We start from the raw sequence: 19,814 nt of genomic DNA on the forward strand, positions 1-19,814 counted from the left end.
CATGAAACGACTGCTCACCCAGACCGCGGCGGGACTGCGGGCACTGCTCGTGCTGACCGTCCTCACCGGAATCGTCTACCCGCTCGCGGTGTGGACGGTCAGCCGGGCCCCCGGCCTGCGGGACAACGCCGAGGGCTCGATCGTCACCGTCGACGGCTTCCCCGTCGGCTCCGAGCTGATCGGCGTCGACCCGGTCGCCGCCGACCCGGCGAACGACCCGTGGTTCCACACCCGCCCCTCGGCTGGCTCGGCCGACCCGCTCGGTCCCGGGGACCCGTCGAACTCCGGCGGGTCCAACAAGGGCGCGTCGAACGACGACCTCAACGGCCGTGTCCGCCGCCGCGTCGAGCTGGTCTCCCTGCGGGAGAACGTCGACCCGGCCCAGGTCCCGGTGGACGCGGTGACCGCGTCCGGCTCCGGCCTCGACCCGCACATCAGCCCCGCCTACGCCGAGATCCAGGTCCCGCGGGTGGCGCGGGCGAGCGGCCTGACTGAGGATCGGGTGCGGAGACTGGTGGCCGAGCACACCGACGGGCGCGCGCTCGGCTTCCTCGGGGAGCCGACCGTGACCGTGCTGAGCCTGAACCTGGCGGTCCAGGCCGCCAGATGAGCTGAGGGAGGATCGTGGGGCAACGGGCGGCGCGCCGGGGTGAGCTGCGCATCTACCTCGGCGCGGCGCCGGGCGTCGGCAAGACCTTCGCCATGCTGGGCGAGGCGCGCCGCCGAGTCGAACGCGGCACCGACGTCGTGGTCGGGCTGGTCGAGACGCACGGCAGGGAGAAGACCGCGGCGCTGCTGGAGGGGCTGGAGGCCGTGCCGCCCCGGCGCGCGGAGCACCGCGGCCACGTGTTCGCCGAGCTGGACCTCGACGCCGTGCTGGCCAGGGCCCCGCAGGTCGCCCTGGTCGACGAGCTCGCGCACACCAACGTGCCCGGCTCCCGCAACGCCAAGCGCTGGCAGGACGTCGCCGAGCTGCTCGACGCGGGCATCGACGTGCTCTCCACGGTCAACGTGCAGCACCTGGAGAGCCTCAACGACGTGGTGGAACGCATCACCGGGGTGCCGCAGCAGGAGACCGTGCCCGACGAGGTGGTGCGCCGCGCCGAGCAGGTCGAGCTGGTCGACATCACCCCGGAGGCGCTGCGCCGCAGGCTCGCGCACGGCAACGTCTACCCGGCCCGGCGCGTCGACGCCGCCCTGGCCAACTACTTCCGGCCCGGCAACCTGACCGCGCTGCGCGAGCTGGCGCTGCTGTGGGTCGCCGACCAGGTCGACGTCGCGCTCCAGCGCTACCGGGCCGAGCAGAGCATCACCGACACCTGGGAAGCGCGGGAACGGGTAGTGGTCGCCATTACCGGCGGCCCGGAAAGCGAGACGCTGATCCGGCGGGGCAGGCGCATCGCCGCCCGCGCGGGCGCGGAGCTGATGGTGCTCACGGTGCTGCGCGGCGACGGGCTGGCGGGCATCGCGCCGCAGGAGACCGCCCGCTACCGCACCCTCGCCGAGGACGTCGGCGCCACGTTCCACTCCGTCGTCGGCGAGGACGTGCCGACCGCGATGCTCGACTTCGCCCAAGGGGTCAACGCGACCCAGCTCGTCATCGGGACCTCCCGCCGCTCCCGGCTGGCCCGGCTGTTCGACGAGGGCATCGGCGCGAGCGTCGTGCGCCGGTCCGGCCCGATCGACGTGCACATGGTCACCCACGAGCAGGCCAACAGCGGCGTGCGCGTCCCGGTCGGCCGCAGCCCGCACCGGCGGTCGCGGCGGATCGCGGGCTGGGTGCTGGCCGTGGTCGCGCCCGCGCTGGCCACCCTGGTCGGCGTGCTGCTGCGCGACGAGCTGACCCTGTCCACCGATGTGGTCGACTACGTCCTGGCCACCGTCGTGGTGGCGCTGGTCGGCGGGCTGGGGCCCGCGCTGCTCGCCTCGGTGCTCTCGGCACTGCTGCTCAACTGGTTCTTCACCCCGCCCTTCCACACCCTCACCATCGAGGCGCCGCAGAACGTGGTCACCCTGGTCGCCATGGTCGTCGTCGCGGTGCTGGTCGCCCTCGTGGTCGACCGGGCGGCCCGCCGCGCCGAGCAGGCCGCGCGCGCCCGCACCGAGGCGGCGCTGCTCGCCTCGTACGCGCGCACCGTCCTCACCCACCCCTATCCGCTGGCCCGGCTGCTGGAGAAGGTGCGGGAGAACTTCGCGCTGACCTCGGTGGCCCTGCTGGAGCGCACCGACGGGCAGTGGCAGCGGGTCGCCTGCGTCGGCCCCGGGCCGTGCACGGAGCCGGACGAGGCCGATGTGGACATCGCGGTCACCCCGCAGGTGCACCTGTCCCTGCGCGGGCGCAAGCTGCCCGCATCCGACCGCAGGGTGCTGGAGGCGGCCGCCGGGCAGGCGCTGCTGGCCCTGCGCCAGCAGCGGATGGCCGCCGAGGCCGACCTCGCCCGCCGCCGCGCGGAGACCACCGAGCTGCGCACCGCGCTGCTCTCGGCCGTCGGCCACGACCTGCGCACCCCGCTCACCTCGATCAAGGCGGCGGCGAGCAGCCTGCGCGCCACCGACATCGAGCTGTCCGAACAGGACACCGAGGAACTGCTCGCCACCGTCGAGGAGTCCGCCGACCGGCTCGCCGGGCTGGTCGACAACCTGCTCGACTCGTCCCGGCTGGCCACCGGCGCGGTCGCCCCGGCCCTGCGCGCGGTCACCTTCGACGAGGCCGTCTCCCGGGCGCTGGCCGGGCTCGACGGGTGGTCGGCGGTGGAGCTGGACGTGGACGAGGACCTGCCGCCGGTGGTCGGCGACGCGGGCCTGCTGGAGCGGGTCATCGCCAACGTGGTCGACAACGCCTTGCGCCACGGCGGCCCGGACGTGGCGATCCGGGCGAGCGCGCACGCCGAGCGCGTCGAGCTGCGCGTGGTCGACCACGGACCGGGCCTGCCCCGGGGCGCGGCCGAGACCGCGTTCGCGCCGTTCCAGCGGCTCGGCGACCGGGACGCCACCCCCGGGGTCGGATTGGGACTGTCCGTCGCGAAGGGATTCACCGAGGCGATGGGCGGCGACATCCGCGCAGAGGACACCCCCGGCGGCGGGCTCACCGTCGTCATCTCGTTGCCCCTGTACACCTCGGCTGGGGAGGCCGCACCGTGACCAGAGTGCTCGTCGTGGACGACGAACCGCAGATCGTGCGCGCGCTGCGGATCAACCTCGCCGCGCGCGGCTACGAGGTGCTCACCGCGCACGACGGGGCAGCCGCCCTGCGCGCCGCCGCCGAGGGCCGCCCCGACGTCGTCGTCCTCGACCTGGGGCTGCCCGACATCGACGGCGCCGAGGTGATCGAGGGGCTGCGCGGGTGGACGGCGGTGCCGATCATCGTGCTGTCCGCCCGCACCGACAGCGGCGACAAGGTCCGCGCGCTCGACGCGGGCGCGGACGACTACGTCACCAAGCCGTTCGGCATGGACGAGCTGCTCGCCCGGCTGCGCGCCGCCGTCCGCAGGGGCGCGGCCGCCGCGCCCGGCGTGGAAGAGGCCGTGGTCGAGACCGCGTCGTTCACCGTCGACCTGGCGGCCAAGAAGGTCCACCGCGACGGCGCCGAGGTCCACCTGACGCCCACCGAGTGGGGGGTGCTGGAGGTGCTGGTCCGCAACCGGGGCCGCCTGGTCGCGCAGAAGCAGCTCTTGCAGGACGTGTGGGGACCGGCGTACGGAGCCGAGACGCACTACCTGCGGGTTTACCTGGCGCAGCTACGGCGCAAGCTGGAGCCGCAGCCGTCCCGGCCCCGGCACCTCATCACCGAGGCGGGGATGGGCTACCGGTTCGAGCTTTAGCGCCCGAAGAGCTGGGTCCAGTAGTAGCCGTCGGTGTCCAGACCCAGGCCCATGGTCTTCAGCTCGCAGTCGAGGATGTGCGCCCGGTGGCCTGCCGAGGCCATCCACGCGTCCATGACCTGCGCGGCGGTGCGCTGTCCGAACGCGATGTTCTCCGCGCCCGGGTTCGCGTAACCGGCGGCCACGACGCGGTCGACGAACGTGCGCCCGTCGAGGCTGACGTGGGAGAAGTAGTCCCGGGCGGCCATGTCCGCGCTGTGCGTCCGCGCGGCCCGGTCGAGCCGGGCGTCCGGGGTGAGCGGCGCGCAGCCTGCGGCGGCCCGTTCCGCGTTGGTCAGCGCGAGGACCTGGGCGGCGACCGGCTGGTCGGTGGGCACTGTGGTCGGCGGCTTCGATGGGGAAACCGACGGCGGGGTGCTGGACAGCGGGGTGGTGGCCGGGTTTGAGGTAACCGTGGGCGGAGCCGGGGCGCTCGTCCTGGTGACCCGCGCCGGGGCCGTCGTGGGCCGGACCGGCTTGCGGGTTCGCGGCGGCGCGGGCGGCAGCAACGGCTCTGGGGAAGGCGGCAGAACTGCCGTCACCCGGTGGGGCGCGCTGACCACGGTCGGGGGCTCGGTTGCCAGGACGGAGCCGATCCCGGCCGTGCCCGCGCCCACCGCGAGCGCCACGAGCACGGCGGGCAGCCAGCCGCCGCGTCCCCGTCCAGGTGTCACGGCTCGGCAACGTAGCACCTTTCGGGTGAGATGTGGATCACACTACCGAGGGTGGCGCTACGGCTGGCGGCTCTACGAAGTGGTGGGGGGCTCTTGGCTGCTCGAGGTCGTCGGGTCCGTCGGCGTGATGATCGTGGAACTGCTCGACGGGGGCTGCGGCCTGGGGGTGTTCGAGACCGGGGGCTGGTTGGTCGTGGTCGGCTCGCCGCCTGCCGGGGGCTGCGGCAGAGTGGTCGTGGTGGTCGCTCGGGTCGTCTTCTTCGACGAGGTCGTCGTGGTCAGCGACGACTCAGCCGACTCGGACGACGTGGTGGAGGACTCGGTGCTCGACTCCGACGTGGTCGGGTCGAGGCTGCTGGTCGCCGCCGGGCTGGACGTGGAGGTCCGCGTCTGGCTGACCTGGACCCGCTGGTTGCCGGGGGAGTTCGCGCCGTCGACGTCGCCGGTGGCCAGCGCGGCGACCGCCGCGAACACCGTGGACAGCACCACGCCCGCGACGCCGAGAATGGCGTAGGGCGCTCGGCGCAGACCGGGGCGGTCCTCTTCTGGCGGTGATTCCTCAACCCGGTCGTCTGGTTCGGACATGCAGGTCTTACCTCCCTGACTCGCCGAATCCCGGCGGCCACGAAGGGGGAAATTACCAGGTGCCCCACCGGAGTCCGGCAACGACGGCCGCACCTCCCAGCCCGCGGGAACCGGGTCTGCGGCACGATAGGCGGGTGGCTGAGGTGTCCGGGGAGTCGTCGGGGGAGTCGAGGGCCGACGAGGTCCGGTTGACCGCGTGGGTGCGCGGCCAAGTGCAGGGCGTCGGCTTCCGCTGGTGGACCCGGGCCAGGGCGCTGGAACTGGGGCTCGCGGGCTGGGCGCGCAACACCGCCGACGGCCGCGTCGAGGTGGTCGCCGAGGGCGCCCGGGACCGGTGCGACCGGCTGCTGGCCGCGCTGCGCTCCGGCCGCACCCCGGGCGCGGTGGACGCCGTTGTCGAGCAGTGGGGCCCCGCCAAGGGCGGCGTCGACGGGTTCGCCGAGCGGTGAGCCCGGCTGTGACCGGGGTGACTGAACCGCCTGGACCCGGGAGGCGTAGAGCCTGACGTGGGGAGAACCCCGGAGCGGGACGACGAGTTCGTCCGAGAGCTCTACAGCCGTTACCGGCGGCCGTTGCTCGGCTATGTGCTGCGCGCGGTCGGCGGCGACCATCAGCGCGCCGAGGATGTCGTGCAGGAAACACTGTTGCGAGCGTGGCGGAACGCCGACTCGCTGGAGGCGGAGAAAGCGGGGCCGTGGCTCTACACGGTCGCGAAGAACCTGGTGATCTCCGGTTACCGCAGGCAGAGCGCCCGGGTGGCCGAGGTCCCGATCGACGGTGACGACTGGCCGCGCGCTGGCGACGAGTTCGAGCAGGTGCTGCAGGGCTGGCAGGTCGCCGAGGCGATGCGGGCGCTCTCCCGCGACCACCGCGCGGTGATCGCCGAGCTGTTCTACCGCCGCCGCACCGTCGCCGAGGCCGCCCAGGTGCTCGGGGTCCCCCCGGGCACGGTCAAGTCGCGGTCGTTCTACGCGCTGCGCGCCCTGCGGGGCGCACTGGAGGAACGGGGGGTGACCGAGCTGTGACCTGCAAGCACACCCTGTCCCTCGGCGCCTACCTGCTGGGGGCGCTGGACCCGGCCGAGCGCTCGGCGTTCGAGGCGCACCTGACCGGCTGCGCGGCTTGCCGCGGCGAGCTCGTGCAGCTCGCCCCGCTGCCCGGCCTCTTGCACCGCATCTCGCCGGAGGACTTCGAGGACGGCGTCGAGGACATCCCCTTCGAGGTCACCGCCGCCGACCTCGCCGCGGCCGAAGGCTCCGCGTTCACCGACTCCGCGTTCACCGACTCTGCTTTCACCGACCCGGTCTTCTCGGACTCTGCCTACTCGGACCCTGCTCGCGAGGCGGACGCGGAGCAGCGGCTCGCCGCGCCCGCCGGGCAGGCGAAGGTCGTTCCCATCGCCGACCGGCGGAAGAAGCCGCGCCGCCTCGGGCTCATGGCCGCCGCCGCGGCCGCCGTCGTGGCGCTGTGCGTCGGCGGCGTCCTGGGCTACCAGGCGCTGCGCGTCCCCACCGCCCCCCAGCCGGTCGCGGTGAGCTGGTCGGCGACCGACGCGGCCAGCGGCGTGCGCGCCGACGTCGACCTCACCGACCGCGCGTGGGGCACCGAGGTCGCGATCCGCCTGCACGACGTGCCGCCGGGCAAGCCGTGCAAGCTGGTCGTGCGCGACCGCCACGGCAACCGCGAGATCGCGGGCTGGTGGGACACCGGCTACGCCCAGGGGGAGCGGATTCCCGGCAGCACGTCGATCGATCTGGCCAAGATCGCCCGCCTTGAGGTGATCACCGACGACGACATCGTCCTGGTCGACGTTCCCGCGCCGTCCTGACCCGACGCGCGGCCCCACCTGCGCCGGACGCGGAGCGGCCACAGGTAGTCTCAGCCGGATAACGGCAGCTTTCGCCTCCCCCGGAAGGGTCCCTGCCTCGTGCACCTCAAGAGTCTGACGCTGAAGGGGTTCAAGTCCTTCGCCTCGGCGACGACGCTGAAGTTCGAGCCAGGCATCACCTGTGTGGTGGGGCCCAACGGGTCCGGCAAGTCCAACGTGCTCGACGCGCTGCGCTGGGTCATGGGCGAGGGCAGCGCCAAGGGCCTGCGCGGCGGCAAGATGGAGGACGTCATCTTCGCGGGCACCTCCGGCCGCGCTGCGCTCGGCCGCGCCGAGGTGACCCTCACCATCGACAACGCCGACGGCGCGCTGCCCATCGAGTACGCCGAGGTCTCCATCACGCGGCGGATGTTCCGCGACGGGGCCAGCGAGTACGAGATCAACGGCCAGGGCTGCAGGCTCATGGACGTCCAGGAGCTGCTGTCGGACTCCGGCATCGGCCGCGAGATGCACGTGATCGTCGGGCAGGGGCAGCTCTCGGCGATCCTGGAGTCCAAGCCCGAGGAGCGCCGCGCGTTCATCGAGGAGGCCGCTGGCGTCCTCAAGCACCGCAAGCGCAAAGAGAAGGCCATCCGCAAGCTCGACGCGATGCAGGCCAACCTCACCCGCCTCAACGACCTCACCGCCGAGCTGCGCCGCCAGCTCAAGCCGCTGGGCAAGCAGGCCGAGATCGCCCGCAGGGCGCAGACCGTGCAGTCGGAGCTGCGCGACGCCCGGCTGCGGCTGCACGCCGACGACCTGGTCACCCAGCGCGCCGACATCGCCCGCGAGGAAGCCGACGAGGCCACCGCGCGGCGCAAGCGCTCCGAGGTGGAGCAGGCGCTGGAGATCTGCCAGTCGCGGCAGACCGAGCTGGAGGACCTGCTCTCGGTCGACGCGCCGAAGCTCGCCGCGGCCCAGGAGACCTGGTACCGGCTCTCCGCGCTGGAAGAGCGGCTGCGCGGCACGGTCCGGCTCGCCGTCGAGCGCGCCCGGCACCTGTCGGCGTCGGTCGAGGCCCCGCGCGGCGGCCGCGACCCCGACGAGCTCGACGAAGAGGCCGAGCACACCGCGATGCGGGAGGCGGAGCTGGGCGAGGCCGTCGCCGAGGCCCGTTACGCGCTGGCCGAGTCCACCGAGCGCCGTGCCGAGCTGGAGCGCATGGTCCAGGCCGCGGAGAAGGCGCACCTGGCGGCGGTCCGGGCCATCGCCGACCGCCGCGAGGGCCTGGCCCGGCTCGCCGGGCAGGTCGAGGCGCTGCGCAGCAAGACCAACGCCACCGCCGAGGAGATCGACCGGCTCTCGGTGGCACTGAACGAGGCCAGTGAGCGCGCCGAGGTCGCCGCGGAGGAACTGGCCGAGGCGCAGGCCGAGACCGGCGTCGAGGACACCGACGACGCGGGCCTAACCGAGCGCCACCGGCACGCCGTCGAGGCCAACGACGCGGCCAAGGCCAGGGTCGAGGAACTGGTCCGCGCCGAGCGGCAGGCCGAACGCGACATCGCGTCCTGGCGGGCCCGGGTCGACGCGCTGTCGCTGGGCCTGTCCCGCAAGGACGGCGCGGGCGCGCTGCTCGCCGCGGCCGACCGGCTGCCCGGACTGCTCGGGTCGGTCGCCGCGCTGCTGACCGTCGAGCCGGGCAACGAGGCGGCGCTGGCCGCCGCCTTGGGCCCGGTCGCCGACGCGGTGGCCGTGGCCGACCCGGACGGCGCCGTCGAGGCGCTGCGGATGCTGCGCGCGGGCGACGCGGGCCGGGCCGGGATGCTCGTCGGCGGACCGGCTGTCCCGCTCGACCGGGCGAGCTGGCCGCCGCTGCCGCCGAACGCCCGGTGGGCCGTCGACCTGGTGCGCGCGCCCGAGGCGCTGCTGCCCGCCGTGCACCGCGCCCTCGACCGGGTCGCCGTGGTCGAGGGGCTGCCCGCCGCGAAGGCGCTGGTGGGCGAGCACCCTGAGCTGCGCGCGGTCACCCCAGAGGGGGACGTGCTCGGCGCGTACTGGGCGATCGGCGGCTCCGAGCGGGCGCAGAGCGTCATCGAGGTGCAGGCCGCCGTGGACGAGGCCAACGCCAAGCTCGCCGCGGCCGAGCGGGCGCTGGAGCACTCGTCGGCCGCGCTGGAGGGCGCGCGGGCCGAGCAGCAGGCGCGCCGGATCGAGGTCGGCGCGGTCAAGGAGGCGATGAACGAGGCCAAGGTGCGCGCGGCGCGCTCGACGGAGCGGCTGAACCGGCTCCGGCAGGCGCTGCGCTCGGCCGAGGCCGAGGTGGAGCGCGCGGTCAACCAGCGCGCCAAGGTCGAGCAGGCCCGCGAAGAGGCGTTGACCAAGCTCGCCGACCTGGAAGAACGCCTGGCCGTCGTCCAGGAAGAGCCGCTGGAGTCCGAGCCGGACTCCGCCGAGCGCGACGAGTACACCGCCGCGCTGGCCTCGGCCCGCCAGGAGGAGATGGAGGCGCGGCTGGCGCTGCGCACCGCCGAGGAACGGCACCGCGCGCTGCAGGGCAAGGCCGACCAGCTCCGCCGCGCCGCCCGCGCCGAGCGGGAGGCCCGCGAGCGCGCGTCCCGGGCGATGGCCGCCCGCAAGCGCGGCGCCACGATCGCCCAGGCCGTGGTCGAAGGCGGCGAGCTCGCATTGGAGCGCATCGCCCAGTCGCTGGCCCGCGCCGCCGAGGAACGCGACGTCGTGCAGGCCCAGCGCGCCGACCACGAGCGGGTGCTGGCCGACGTGCGCGGAAAGGTGCGCGAGCTGTCGACGGAGCTGGAGAAGCTGACCGACGCCGTGCACCGCGACGAGGTGCTGCGCGCCGAGCAGCGGCTGCGGCTGGAGCAGCTGGAGACCAAGATCGCCGAGTCGTTCGGCATCGGCCTGGACGACCTGGTGGCCGAGTACGGCCCGGACGTGCCGGTGCCGCCGAGCCCGGCCGAGCTGGCCGAGTACGAGCAGGCCAAGGAGCGCGGCGAGGACGTCAGTATGCCCCCGCCCACCCCGTACGACCGGGACACCCAGGCCCGTCGTGCCAAGCGGGCCGAGCGCGACCTGGCGCAGCTCGGCAAGGTCAACCCGCTGGCGCTGGAGGAGTTCGCGGCGCTGGAGGAGCGCTACAAGTTCCTCTCCACCCAGCTCGAAGACCTCAAGGACACCCGCCGCGACCTGCTCACCGTGATCAAGGAGGTCGACGACAAGATCCTGGAGGTCTTCACCTCGGCCTACTACGACGTCGCCCGCGAGTTCGAGACCGTCTTCGACGTCCTGTTCCCCGGCGGCGAGGGCCGGATGATCCTCACCGAGCCGGACGACATGCTCGCCACCGGCGTCGACGTCGAGGCGCGCCCGCCCGGCAAGAAGGTCAAGCGCCTGTCGCTGCTCTCCGGCGGGGAGAAGTCCCTGGTGGCGGTGGCGATGCTGGTCGCGATCTTCCGCGCCCGCCCGTCGCCGTTCTACGTGATGGACGAGGTCGAGGCCGCGCTGGACGACACGAACATGCGTCGGCTGATCGGCCTGCTGGAGCAGCTTCGGGCCAGCTCCCAGCTGATCATCATCACCCACCAGAAGCCGACGATGGAGATCGCCGACGCCCTCTACGGCGTCAGCATGCGCGGCGACGGCATCACCCAGGTGATCTCCCAGCGCCTCGCGCGCGCCGACCGCGACCCGGTGGGCCCCCGGGTCTCCCCGCACCGCGAACCCGCCGACAGCGACCCCGACGAGGCTGCCGAGCCGACTGCGGACGAGACCCCGGCGGCCGAGCAGGCGGCTCCTGACGCCACGCCCGAGGCGGAACCTTCCGCAGAATGACAGCGGGTGCGGCTCAGCCCGCCGGGGTGTCCGCGGCCAGCAGGTCCTGGTACTCGGGGTGCTTGTCGATCCACCCCTTCAGAAACGGGCAGTACGGCCGCACGGTGTGCCCCTTGGCCCGGATGTCGTCCAGGACGGCGCGGGCCAGCACCCCGCCGACGCCGCGGCCCTCGAACGCCTCGGTCACCTGGGTGTGCATGAGCGCGACCGAGCCGTCCAGCCGGTTGTACTGGACGTAGCCCGCCAGCTGACCGTCGTGCCAGCCTTCGTACTGGCTTTTGGCGGGCTCGTCGCGCAGGTCGAGCGACTTCACCCTGTCCGCACCGCTCACCGGGTCTCCTTCCGTCGTGGCCCGCTCGTAATCCGCTCGCGCGGGGCCATCCCCAGAGTTCACGATTTCGGGCATGTACGCCATCCGTCCCGCGACCGTCGCGGATCAGCCCGCCGTCGTCGCCCTGCTCGTCCGGCTGCAGGCCGACCCCGAGCACCACATCGGCTACCACGGCGTGACCGCCGAGGAAGTGGCCGAGGAGTTCGGGCGGTTCGCCCCGGACTGGGTCTCGGGGGCGGTGCTCGGCACCGACGACAGCGGCGCGGTGCGCGCGGTGCTGAGTGTGGACGCCGACGCCGAGACCGGCCGCGCCTGGCTGCACGGCCCGTTCGTGGACGTGCCCGCCGCCCATCCCGCGGGCAGGCAGGTGTGGCACAACACCGCGGACGACCTGTTCGACGCCGCCCTCGCGCTGCCCCGCCTCAAGGGCATCGACGACCTGGAGCTCTACGGGCACCGCCGCAACCGCAGGCTGGGCGACTTCGCCGCCCGGCAGGGCTTCTCGGCTGGCGCGGCGAGCCGGGTGTTCACCCTGACCGGCTCGGCGCTGCGGTCGGTGCTGGTGTCCGCTGTCGACGCGGGGGAGGGCCCGCGCGTGCTCGGGGCCGAACCCGCTATCCGCGCGCAGGTAGTCGAGCTGCACGAGCGGTGTTTCCCGCAGCGCACGGTAAGCGGCAGGCAGTTGGTCGACGGGGAGCGCGGGCACACCGTGGTCGTGCTGACCGGGGTCGACGGGCTGATCGGCTACGCCGCGGGCTTCGTCGCCGAGGACGAGCTGTATCTGGACTACGTCGCCGTCGACCCGAACATGCGCGACGCCGGGGCGGGCCGGGCGCTGGTCCGGTCCCTGCTGCGCGCCCTCGCCGCCCGGCACGGCGCGCGGCAGCGGGCGGCGGCGGTGATCGCGCTGGGCAACGACGCCTCGGAGCGGATGTTCACCGCCCTGGGCTTCGACCTGCACCTGGAGCTGGTCGGCTACCGCCGCAAGTAAGGGTGGCTCGCGCCCCTCTCACTCGTTAGGGTGACCACCCCGGTGTGATCATCCGCTTGCGAGGAGTGCCCCGATGGCCGACGTCGACCGCCGCCGATTCCTCGCCGCTGGCGCAGCAGCGGCCGTCGTCGCCTTCGACCCGGCGGGCCTGGGCTGGGTGACCCGGGCGCAGGCCGAGACCGGCACGGGCGGCGTCGCGGTCCCCGGCCTCGACGGCGAGCTGGTGACCGACGACGCCGCGCTCGCCGAGGCGGCCGAGGACTACGGCCAGATCGCGCACCGCAGGCCGCGCGCGGTGCTGCGGCCGGGGTCGGTCGAGGACATCGAGCGGATCGTGCGCTTCGCGGGTGCGCACGGCGTCGCCGTCGCCATGCGCGGGCAGGCCCATTCCACCTTCGGCCAGGCGCAGGCCCCGGCGGGCGTGGTGATCGACTCCCGCACCCTGGCCGAGATCCACGAGCTCACCCCGCGCGGCGCTGTCGTCGACGCGGGCGTCACCTGGCTCGACCTGTTCCGGGCCGCCACCGCCGCGGGCCTCACCCCGTCGGTGGCCACCGACTACCTGGGGCTGTCGGTCGGCGGCACGCTGTCGGTGGGCGGGGTCGGCGGCGCCAGCTCGCGGCACGGCTTCCAGGTCGACAACGTGCTGGAACTCGACGTGGTGACCGGCGAGGGCAAGCGGGTGCGCTGCTCGCCGCAGGTGAACCGGGACCTGTTCGAGGTCGTCCTCGGCGGCCTGGGCCAGTACGCGATCATTGTCCGGGCCATCATCCGGCTCGTCCCCGCCGAGACGACCGCCCGCGTCTACCGCCTCGGCTACTCCCGGCTGACCGACCTGACTAACGCCCAGCGGATAGCGCTGGCTGATGGCCGGTTCGACTACTTGGAAGGCCAGGTAGTGCAGACCGACAGCGGTTGGGGCTACCTGCTCGAAGGCGCGGTCTACTACTCCGGCGCCGACGTCCCGGACGACGCCGAGATTCAGCGCGGCCTGCCCGCCCCGGATACCGCCGAGATCTCCGCGTTGCCGTATTTCGACTGGCTGAACCGGATCTACGACCTGGTCGAGCAGCTCAAGGCGCTGAAGTTCCCCAGCCCGTGGCTGAACCTGTTCCTCCCGGACGCGGTCGTGGAACCCTTTGTCGACGATCTGCTCGCCACGCTCACCCCGGCGGACACCGGGGGCGGCCCGATCCTGCTCTACCCGATGCCGCGGTCTCTGCTGACCCGTCCACTGGTCGCCGTGCCAGACAGCGCTGTCGTCTTCCTCTTCGCGATCCTGCGCATGGTCGCCCCGCCTGACGAGACCACGGTCAGCAGGCTCTTGGCCGATAACCGGGCCGCGTACGACCGCGCTGTCGCGATGGGCGGTAAGCAGTACCCGATCAGCGCCATCCCCACCCGATTCGCGGACTGGCCCACGCACTACGGCGCCGAGTACCGCCGCGCCCGGCTCGCCAAGTCCCGCTTCGACCCGCGCGGCGTCCTCGCCCCAGAGCAAGGCGTCTTCGGCTAGCGGTGTCGCTTCAGGCTCGGCTACCTCTTCGGCTCGCACCGCATCGCCACCGCCCCCGAGCCGGGGATGCACCACGAACTCAGCACCCGTCCAGCGTGACGTTGATGGAGTGGCGAAGGGGCTGTATTCCGCCAGCTCACCGGCGGTCCGCCACGGTGCTCGCCGCCAGCGACCGGGTGCGGTGCCGGAGGGCGAGCAGCCCGCCGACGACCAGGGTCACCAGCACGCCAAGCGGCGTGTACCAGGGGAAGGCCAGCGCGACCGAGTCACCGGAAGCCTTGGCGAAGTCGACGCCGAGGAACGCTCCGGTGCTCTTGCTGAACTTCAGCCCGAGGATCACGAACGCCATCACCGCGACCGTGGCCAGGAAAGCGATGATCGCGTCCGTCTGCCGCGCCTTGCGCACCAAGAGCCCGAGCAGGAACGCGCCCAAGAGCGCGCCGTAGGTGTAACCGGTGATCGCCAACGCTGTCTCGACAATCGGGTTCTTGGTCGTGGTGAACAGGGACGCGAACACGATCAGCGCGCCCGCCCACACCACTGTCCACAAGCGACCCTGCCGCAGCAGCTCCCGGTCGGACAGCGGCCGCCGGACGACCCGCTGGTAGACGTCGGTGACCGTCGAGGACGCCAGAGCGCCCAGCGACGAGCTCAGCGCGGCGGCGAGGATGCCCGCGATGACGAACCCGGACAGGCCGCTGGGCAGCTCGGTGACGATGAACGAGGCGAACAGCTCGTCGTTGGCCGTGAGCCCGAGGTCCTCGACCGGGTCGAGCCCGCGGTAGAACGCCCACAGCATCGTGCCGATGAACAGGAACAGCGCGAACTGCAAGAAGACCACGACGCCGCTGGCGATGAGCGCCTTCTGGCTGGCCTTCACGTCGTTGCACGCCATCAGCCGCTGCACGATGAGCTGGTCGGCGCCGTGCGAGGCCATCGACAGCACCGCGCCGCCGATAACCGCGGTGACGACCGAGTACGGGTTGCTCAACGGCCCGCTGGTGAAGTCGAACAGCTGCGTCTTGCCCGCGTCGACCGCCGTCGTGAACCAGCCGTCGGGCAGCTTCCCGGAAAGCACCACGATGACCGCGACACCGCCGAGGACGTACCAGAGCATCTGGATGGCGTCGACCCACACGACCGCGCGGACGCCGCCGAAGAACGTGTAGACCACCATCGCGACCCCGAGGACCGCCACGATCTGCCAGTACGCCGCGTTCACCCCGTACGCGGCGAGCACGACCTTGATCGGGATCGCGGTGGCGAACAGCCGCACGCCGTCGGCGAGCAGCCGGGTGAACAGGAACGTCACCGACGCCGTGCCCTGCAAACCCGCGCCGAACCGCTTGCCGAGGAAGTTGTACGCGGTGGTCATGTCGCCCGCGACATAACGCGGCAAGAGCACGAACGACACGACTATCCGGCCCAGCACATAGCCAATCGCTAACTGGAGATAGGTAAACGCGCCAAGATAGGCGACGGTAGGCACGCTGAGCACGGTCAACGTCGAGGTCTCCGCCGACACCACCGACAGGCAGGCGACCCACCAGGAGATCTTGCCCTCGCCAACGAAGTAGTCGTTCGCCGACTTCTGCCGCCCGGCGATCAGCACGCCCAGCAGCGGCATACCGACCAGGAACACCACGATGATCGCGAGGTCAAGGGCGCGCACGGGAGCCTCCAGCCGGTTCGGGGACGGGGTCGACGATCCGCAGGCCGCGCACCGGACCCGCGACCGGGTCAGGCCAGCGCGCCGGGAAGCGGCCGGGAGTGATGCTGCCCAGCAGGCGCGGCCCGTCCGCCCCCGACGCCGGGTCCGCGGGCACACCGTGCCAGGTCAGGAACCCCAGCAGGGCGGCGAGGTAGGCCTCTTTGGCGTCGGCGGGCAGCCCCAGCGCGTCGGTCGTGGTCAGCTCGGCAGGCGCGAGCGCCGCGGCGAGCGCGGACATCAGGACCGGGTTGCGCACCCCGCCGCCGGAGGCCAGCACCCGGCGCACGCCGTGCGGGCGGCACACCCGCGCCACCGTCGTCGCGGTCAGCGCCACCAGGGTCGCCAGCAGGTCCGCGTCGCCGACGTCGGGGACGCGGGCGAGCGCGTCGGCGAGGTAGTGGGCGTGGAAGTGCTCCTTGCCGGTCGACTTCGGCGGCGGCGCGGCGTAGTACGGGTCGGCAAGCAGCACGTCGAGCAGGTCATGGCGGACGGAGCCGCGCGCGGCCAGCGCGCCGCCGGTGTCGCGGTCGGCGCCGGTGCGCAACCGGGTCGCGGCGTCGAGCAGGGCGTTCGCCGGGCCGGTGTCGAAGGCGAGCGCGGGCAGGCCCGGCGCCAGGATCGTCACGTTGGCGATGCCGCCGAGGTTGAGCGCGGCGGTCGTGGTGTCCGGGTCGGCGAGCAGCAGTCGGTCCAGGACGACCGCGAGCGGCGCGCCGTGCCCGCCCGCGGCGACGTCGCGGGCCCGCAGGTCGGCCACCACCGGCAGGCCGGTCGCCTCGGCGATCCACGCGGGTTGGCCCAGTTGCAGCGTCCCGCGGCACGTGCCCGCCTCGACCCAGTGGAACACCGTCTGCCCGAGTGAGGAGACCAGGTCGGCGCCGCCCGCGCCGATGGCGGCCACCGCCGCGGCGGCGAACGCGTGGCCGACCTCGGTGTCGAGCCTGCACAGCCGCTCGGCGGTGCAGACGTTGGGCGGCAGCGCCGCCCGCAGGTCGGCGCCCAGCGACCCGGGGTAGGGGGTCACGCGGTGGCGCACCGGGACCATCTCGACCACCCCGCCGCGCAACCGCAGGTCGGCGACGGCCGCGTCCACGCCGTCCATCGACGTGCCGGAGATCAACCCGACCACCCGCTGCCAGCCCATGATCTGTGGTTTATTGCACACTGGCCGCCCGCGCAAGGCTTAAGTTGGTTATTGACCAAGATTTACTCCACTTGGTTTCTCTCCCACTGTGCGCGGCGGCAAGCGGGGCGTTCAGCGGGGATGCGAGGATGGCCGGGTGTCGGACACCGTGATCGTCATCCTCGTCGTCGCCCTGGCGCTGCTGGTCGCCGCCCTGGTCACCGGGGTCGTGCTGGCCCGGCGCAGGCGGATCAGCCTCGGCGAGCCCAAGCCCGAGATCACCGAGAAGCCCAAGCCCAAGGGCGGCGGCTACCAGGCGGGCGGGGGCATCAGCCTCGCCCCAGGCGGGCCCAAGGACGCCCCGACAGCGCCGCCGGTCCACCCGGCGGGCGAGCGCACCGAGGTCGACGGGCAGCCCGGCGTCGGCGACGACGCCGCGGTCCCGCGCGACTCCGAGAAGCGCGGCATCGTCGATGTGACCCTCCCCGACGCCACCCTGTCCGGCGCCGCGCCGGGCGTCACCGAGCCCGCGCCCAGCGAGCCGTCGACCGCTGAGCCCGCGCCCACCGAGCCCAAGATCGCCGAGCCCAGGACAGCCGAGCCCAGGACAGCCGAGCCCGCTGAGCCCACGACCGGTGAGCCGGGGGCCGCCGAGTCCGAGACCGAGCGCATCCCGGTCCAGGCCGAGCCGGAGACCGAGCGCATCCCCGCCCAGGCGGAACCCGAGACCGAGCGCATCCCCGCGCAGCGGGAACCGGAGCCAGCCGAGCCGATCGAGCCAGCCGAGCCGATCGAGCCCACCGCGGGCCGGTTGGAGCGGCTGCGCGGCAGGCTCTCGCGCTCCCGGTCGACCCTCGGCCAGGGCCTGCTCGGCCTGCTCGGCGCGGGCGACCTGGACGAGGACTCCTGGACCGACGTCGAGGACACCCTGCTGCTCGCCGACCTCGGCGCGGCCACCACCCAGGAGATCGTGGACCGGCTGCGCACCGAACTGGTCGCGCGCGCCGTGCGGACCGCAGGGCAGGCCCGCGCCCTGCTGCGCGAGGTGCTGATCGACGCGCTGCACCCGGAGATGGACCGGGCCGTCCGCGCGCTCCCGCACGGCGTCGGCGAGGACCGGCTGCCCGCCGTGGTGCTGATCGCGGGCGTCAACGGCACCGGCAAGACCACCACCACGGGCAAGCTCGCCCGCGTCCTGGTCGCCGACGGCCGCACGGTCGTCCTCGGCGCGGCCGACACCTTCCGCGCCGCGGCCGCCGACCAGTTGCAGACCTGGGCCGACCGGGTGGGCGCCGAGGTCGTGCGCGGCAAGGAGGGCGCCGACCCGGCGGCCGTGGCGTTCGACGCGGTCAAGCGCGGCCGGGGCGCTGGCGTGGACGCCGTGCTGGTCGACACCGCGGGCAGGCTGCACACCAAGACCGGCCTGATGGACGAGCTGGGCAAGGTCAAGCGCGTGGTGGAGAAGCAGACCAAGGTGGACGAGGTGCTGCTCGTCCTCGACGCCACCACCGGCCAGAACGGCCTCACCCAGGCCCGCGTGTTCGGCGAGGTGGTCGACGTGACCGGGATCGTGCTCACCAAGCTCGACGGCACGGCCAAGGGCGGCATCGTCTTCCAGGTCCAGCGCGAGCTTGGCGTCCCGGTGAAGCTGGTGGGCCTGGGCGAGGGCGCCGACGACCTGGCGCCGTTCGACCCGGCCGCGTTCGTGGACGCCCTGCTCGGCTGAGCCCCGCGGCCAGGTCAGCACACGCTTGTTACCAAAACTCGCGGCCGGGGGGCCACTATGGTCCCCATGGCCGAGATCGAGGTGCTGGGCGGGCCGGTCGAGCGGGACGCGGAGATCCTCACACCCGGCGCGCTGGCGTTCGTGGCCCGGCTGCACGCGGCCTTCGCCGACCGGCGCGCCGAGCTGCTGGCCGCCCGCGCCGAGCGCCGGGAGCGCGCAGCCCGCGACGGCGGGCTCGATTTCCTCCCGGAGACGCGCGAGATCCGTGCGTCCGAGTGGCGGGTGGCGCAGGCCCCGCCCGCGCTGACCGACCGCCGCGTCGAGATCACCGGCCCCACCGAGCGCAAGATGGCGATCAACGCGCTCAACTCCGGCGCCCGCGTCTGGCTGGCCGACCTGGAGGACGCCAACACCCCGCACTGGCACAACGTCGTCTCCGGGCAGGTGAACCTCTACGACGCCGTGCGCGGCGAGATCGCGTTCACCTCGCCCCAGGGCAAGCGCTACGCGGTGGACCAGAGGGTCCGGCCCGCGGTGATCGTCGTCCGGCCGCGCGGCTGGCACCTGGACGAGAAGCACATCCTGTTCGACGGCAAGCGCGCGGTCGGCGCGCTGGTCGACTTCGGGCTGCACTTCTTCCACAACGCGCGGGCCGCCCTCGCCCGCGGCGCCGGGCCGTACTACTACCTGCCGAAGATGGAGGGCCACCGGGAGGCGCGGCTGTGGGACGACGTGTTCACCCAGGCCCAGCGCGAACTGGGCATCCCGCGCGGGACCGTCCGGGCCACCGTGCTCATCGAGACCATCCCGGCCGCGTTCGAGATGGACGAGATCCTCTACGAGCTGCGCGACCACGCTTCGGGTCTTAACGCGGGCCGTTGGGACTACCTGTTCAGTCTTATCAAGTACTTCCGCGACGCCGGTTCGCGATTCGTGCTGCCTGACCGCAACAGCGTGACCATGACCGCGCCGTTCATGCGCGCCTACACCGAGCTGCTGGTCAAGACCTGCCACCGCCGGGGCGCGTTCGCCATGGGCGGCATGGCCGCCTTCATCCCGAACCGCCGCGACCCGGAGGTCACCGCGCGGGCGCTGGCCAAGGTCCGCGAAGACAAGGGCCGCGAGGCGAACGACGGGTTCGACGGCTCGTGGGTCGCCCACCCCGACCTGGTCCCGGTGTGCCGGGAGATGTTCGACGCCGTGCTCGGCCACCGCCCCAACCAGCTCGACCGCCTGCGCGAGGATGTGTCGGTCGCGGCCGCCGACCTGCTCGACGTGGCGTCCACCCTCGGCAGGGCCACGGCGGAAGGACTGCGCGCGGCCGTGGACGTGGGCGTGCGGTACCTGGTCTCGTGGCTGTCGGGCAACGGCGCCGCCGCCATCCACAACCTGATGGAGGACGCCGCCACGGCCGAGATCTCCCGCTCCCAGATTTGGCAGTGGGCGCACAACGGGGTCGTCTTGGACACCGGCGACAAGGTCACCGCCGATCTGGTGCGCACGGTCCTCGCGGACGTCCGAGCATCGCTGACCGATCTTCCCCAGGACACGGTAGACATCGCCGTGGACCTCTTCGCGGACGTGGCGCTCGCCGACGACTATCCGGACTTCCTCACCATTCCCGCGTACGAGCGGATCTGA

The 19,814-nt window shown here is 73.2% G+C and carries 16 protein-coding genes; 12 read left to right on the forward strand and 4 right to left on the reverse strand.

Features of this window, described 5'->3' with window-relative positions:
• Position 1 precedes the first annotated feature (1 nt).
• From kdpC to BLS56_RS09145, 3 genes are read left to right on the forward strand one after another with little or no spacing between them, the layout of a single operon-like run.
• On the forward strand, positions 2 to 610 hold the full coding sequence (gene kdpC, locus BLS56_RS09135; protein WP_091449530.1) for a K(+)-transporting ATPase subunit C: 609 nt from the start codon (positions 2 to 4) through the stop codon (positions 608 to 610).
• Between the two features lie 14 nt (positions 611 to 624).
• Positions 625 to 3,141, forward strand: a complete 2,517-nt coding sequence (locus tag BLS56_RS09140; RefSeq protein ID WP_324187505.1) for a sensor histidine kinase — start codon at positions 625 to 627, stop codon at positions 3,139 to 3,141.
• Complete coding sequence (locus BLS56_RS09145; protein ID WP_091449532.1) at positions 3,138 to 3,821, forward strand: response regulator; 684 nt, start codon at positions 3,138 to 3,140, stop codon at positions 3,819 to 3,821. The genes BLS56_RS09140 and BLS56_RS09145 overlap by 4 nt, the downstream gene beginning before the upstream one ends.
• On the opposite strand, the gene BLS56_RS09150 is transcribed toward BLS56_RS09145, so the two are convergent.
• A complete protein-coding gene (locus tag BLS56_RS09150; RefSeq protein WP_228771494.1) occupies positions 3,818 to 4,534 on the reverse strand; it encodes a CAP domain-containing protein in 717 nt (238 codons plus the stop codon). The genes BLS56_RS09145 and BLS56_RS09150 overlap by 4 nt on opposite strands.
• Before the next feature lie 25 nt (positions 4,535 to 4,559).
• Between BLS56_RS09150 and BLS56_RS09155 the strand changes: the two genes are divergently transcribed.
• The 5 genes from BLS56_RS09155 (at position 4,560) to smc (ending at position 10,775) form a co-directional block, all read left to right on the forward strand.
• Positions 4,560 to 5,048 (forward strand): hypothetical protein, encoded by a 489-nt coding sequence (locus BLS56_RS09155; RefSeq protein WP_139190576.1) that lies wholly within the window; start codon positions 4,560 to 4,562, stop codon positions 5,046 to 5,048.
• Positions 5,049 to 5,253: 205 nt separating this feature from the next.
• Positions 5,254 to 5,568 (forward strand): acylphosphatase, encoded by a 315-nt coding sequence (locus BLS56_RS09160; protein ID WP_228771495.1) that lies wholly within the window; start codon positions 5,254 to 5,256, stop codon positions 5,566 to 5,568.
• A 57-nt stretch (positions 5,569 to 5,625) separates the two neighbouring features.
• Positions 5,626 to 6,144, forward strand: a complete 519-nt coding sequence (locus BLS56_RS09165) for a sigma-70 family RNA polymerase sigma factor (protein WP_091449535.1) — start codon at positions 5,626 to 5,628, stop codon at positions 6,142 to 6,144.
• Positions 6,141 to 6,947 carry an anti-sigma factor family protein gene (locus BLS56_RS32170; RefSeq protein WP_091449536.1) on the forward strand — a complete coding sequence of 269 codons (807 nt, stop codon included), beginning with the start codon at positions 6,141 to 6,143 and terminating at the stop codon, positions 6,945 to 6,947. The genes BLS56_RS09165 and BLS56_RS32170 overlap by 4 nt, the downstream gene beginning before the upstream one ends.
• 99 nt (positions 6,948 to 7,046) lie before the next feature.
• On the forward strand, positions 7,047 to 10,775 hold the full coding sequence (smc, locus tag BLS56_RS09175) for a chromosome segregation protein SMC (RefSeq protein WP_091449537.1): 3,729 nt from the start codon (positions 7,047 to 7,049) through the stop codon (positions 10,773 to 10,775).
• Positions 10,776 to 10,788: 13 nt separating this feature from the next.
• On the opposite strand, the gene BLS56_RS09180 is transcribed toward smc, so the two are convergent.
• On the reverse strand, positions 10,789 to 11,106 hold the full coding sequence (locus tag BLS56_RS09180; RefSeq protein ID WP_228771496.1) for a GNAT family N-acetyltransferase: 318 nt from the start codon (positions 11,104 to 11,106) through the stop codon (positions 10,789 to 10,791).
• Positions 11,107 to 11,179: 73 nt separating this feature from the next.
• On the opposite strand from BLS56_RS09180, the gene BLS56_RS09185 reads away from it, so the two are divergent.
• Positions 11,180 to 12,097, forward strand: coding sequence for a GNAT family N-acetyltransferase (locus BLS56_RS09185; protein WP_091449539.1), 918 nt, complete (start codon positions 11,180 to 11,182; stop codon positions 12,095 to 12,097).
• Between the two features lie 73 nt (positions 12,098 to 12,170).
• Entirely contained in the window at positions 12,171 to 13,613 is a 1,443-nt protein-coding gene (locus BLS56_RS09190) for an FAD-binding protein (protein ID WP_091449540.1), read from the forward strand.
• Between the two features lie 136 nt (positions 13,614 to 13,749).
• Here BLS56_RS09190 and BLS56_RS09195 read toward each other — a convergent pair whose 3' ends face one another.
• On the reverse strand, positions 13,750 to 15,285 hold the full coding sequence (locus BLS56_RS09195; protein ID WP_091449541.1) for a sodium:solute symporter: 1,536 nt from the start codon (positions 15,283 to 15,285) through the stop codon (positions 13,750 to 13,752).
• On the reverse strand, positions 15,272 to 16,468 hold the full coding sequence (locus tag BLS56_RS09200; protein ID WP_091449542.1) for an anhydro-N-acetylmuramic acid kinase: 1,197 nt from the start codon (positions 16,466 to 16,468) through the stop codon (positions 15,272 to 15,274). Before BLS56_RS09200 ends, BLS56_RS09195 begins: the two co-directional genes overlap by 14 nt.
• Positions 16,469 to 16,604: 136 nt before the next feature.
• On the opposite strand from BLS56_RS09200, the gene ftsY reads away from it, so the two are divergent.
• Together ftsY and aceB are read left to right on the forward strand one after the other, a co-directional pair.
• Positions 16,605 to 18,173 (forward strand): signal recognition particle-docking protein FtsY, encoded by a 1,569-nt coding sequence (ftsY, locus tag BLS56_RS09205; RefSeq protein ID WP_091449543.1) that lies wholly within the window; start codon positions 16,605 to 16,607, stop codon positions 18,171 to 18,173.
• 66 nt (positions 18,174 to 18,239) lie between these two features.
• Complete coding sequence (gene aceB / locus BLS56_RS09210) at positions 18,240 to 19,814, forward strand: malate synthase A (protein WP_091449544.1); 1,575 nt, start codon at positions 18,240 to 18,242, stop codon at positions 19,812 to 19,814.

Origin of the sequence: Actinokineospora iranica (assembly GCF_900101685.1) — a bacterium.
Lineage (GTDB): Bacteria > Actinomycetota > Actinomycetes > Mycobacteriales > Pseudonocardiaceae > Actinokineospora > Actinokineospora iranica.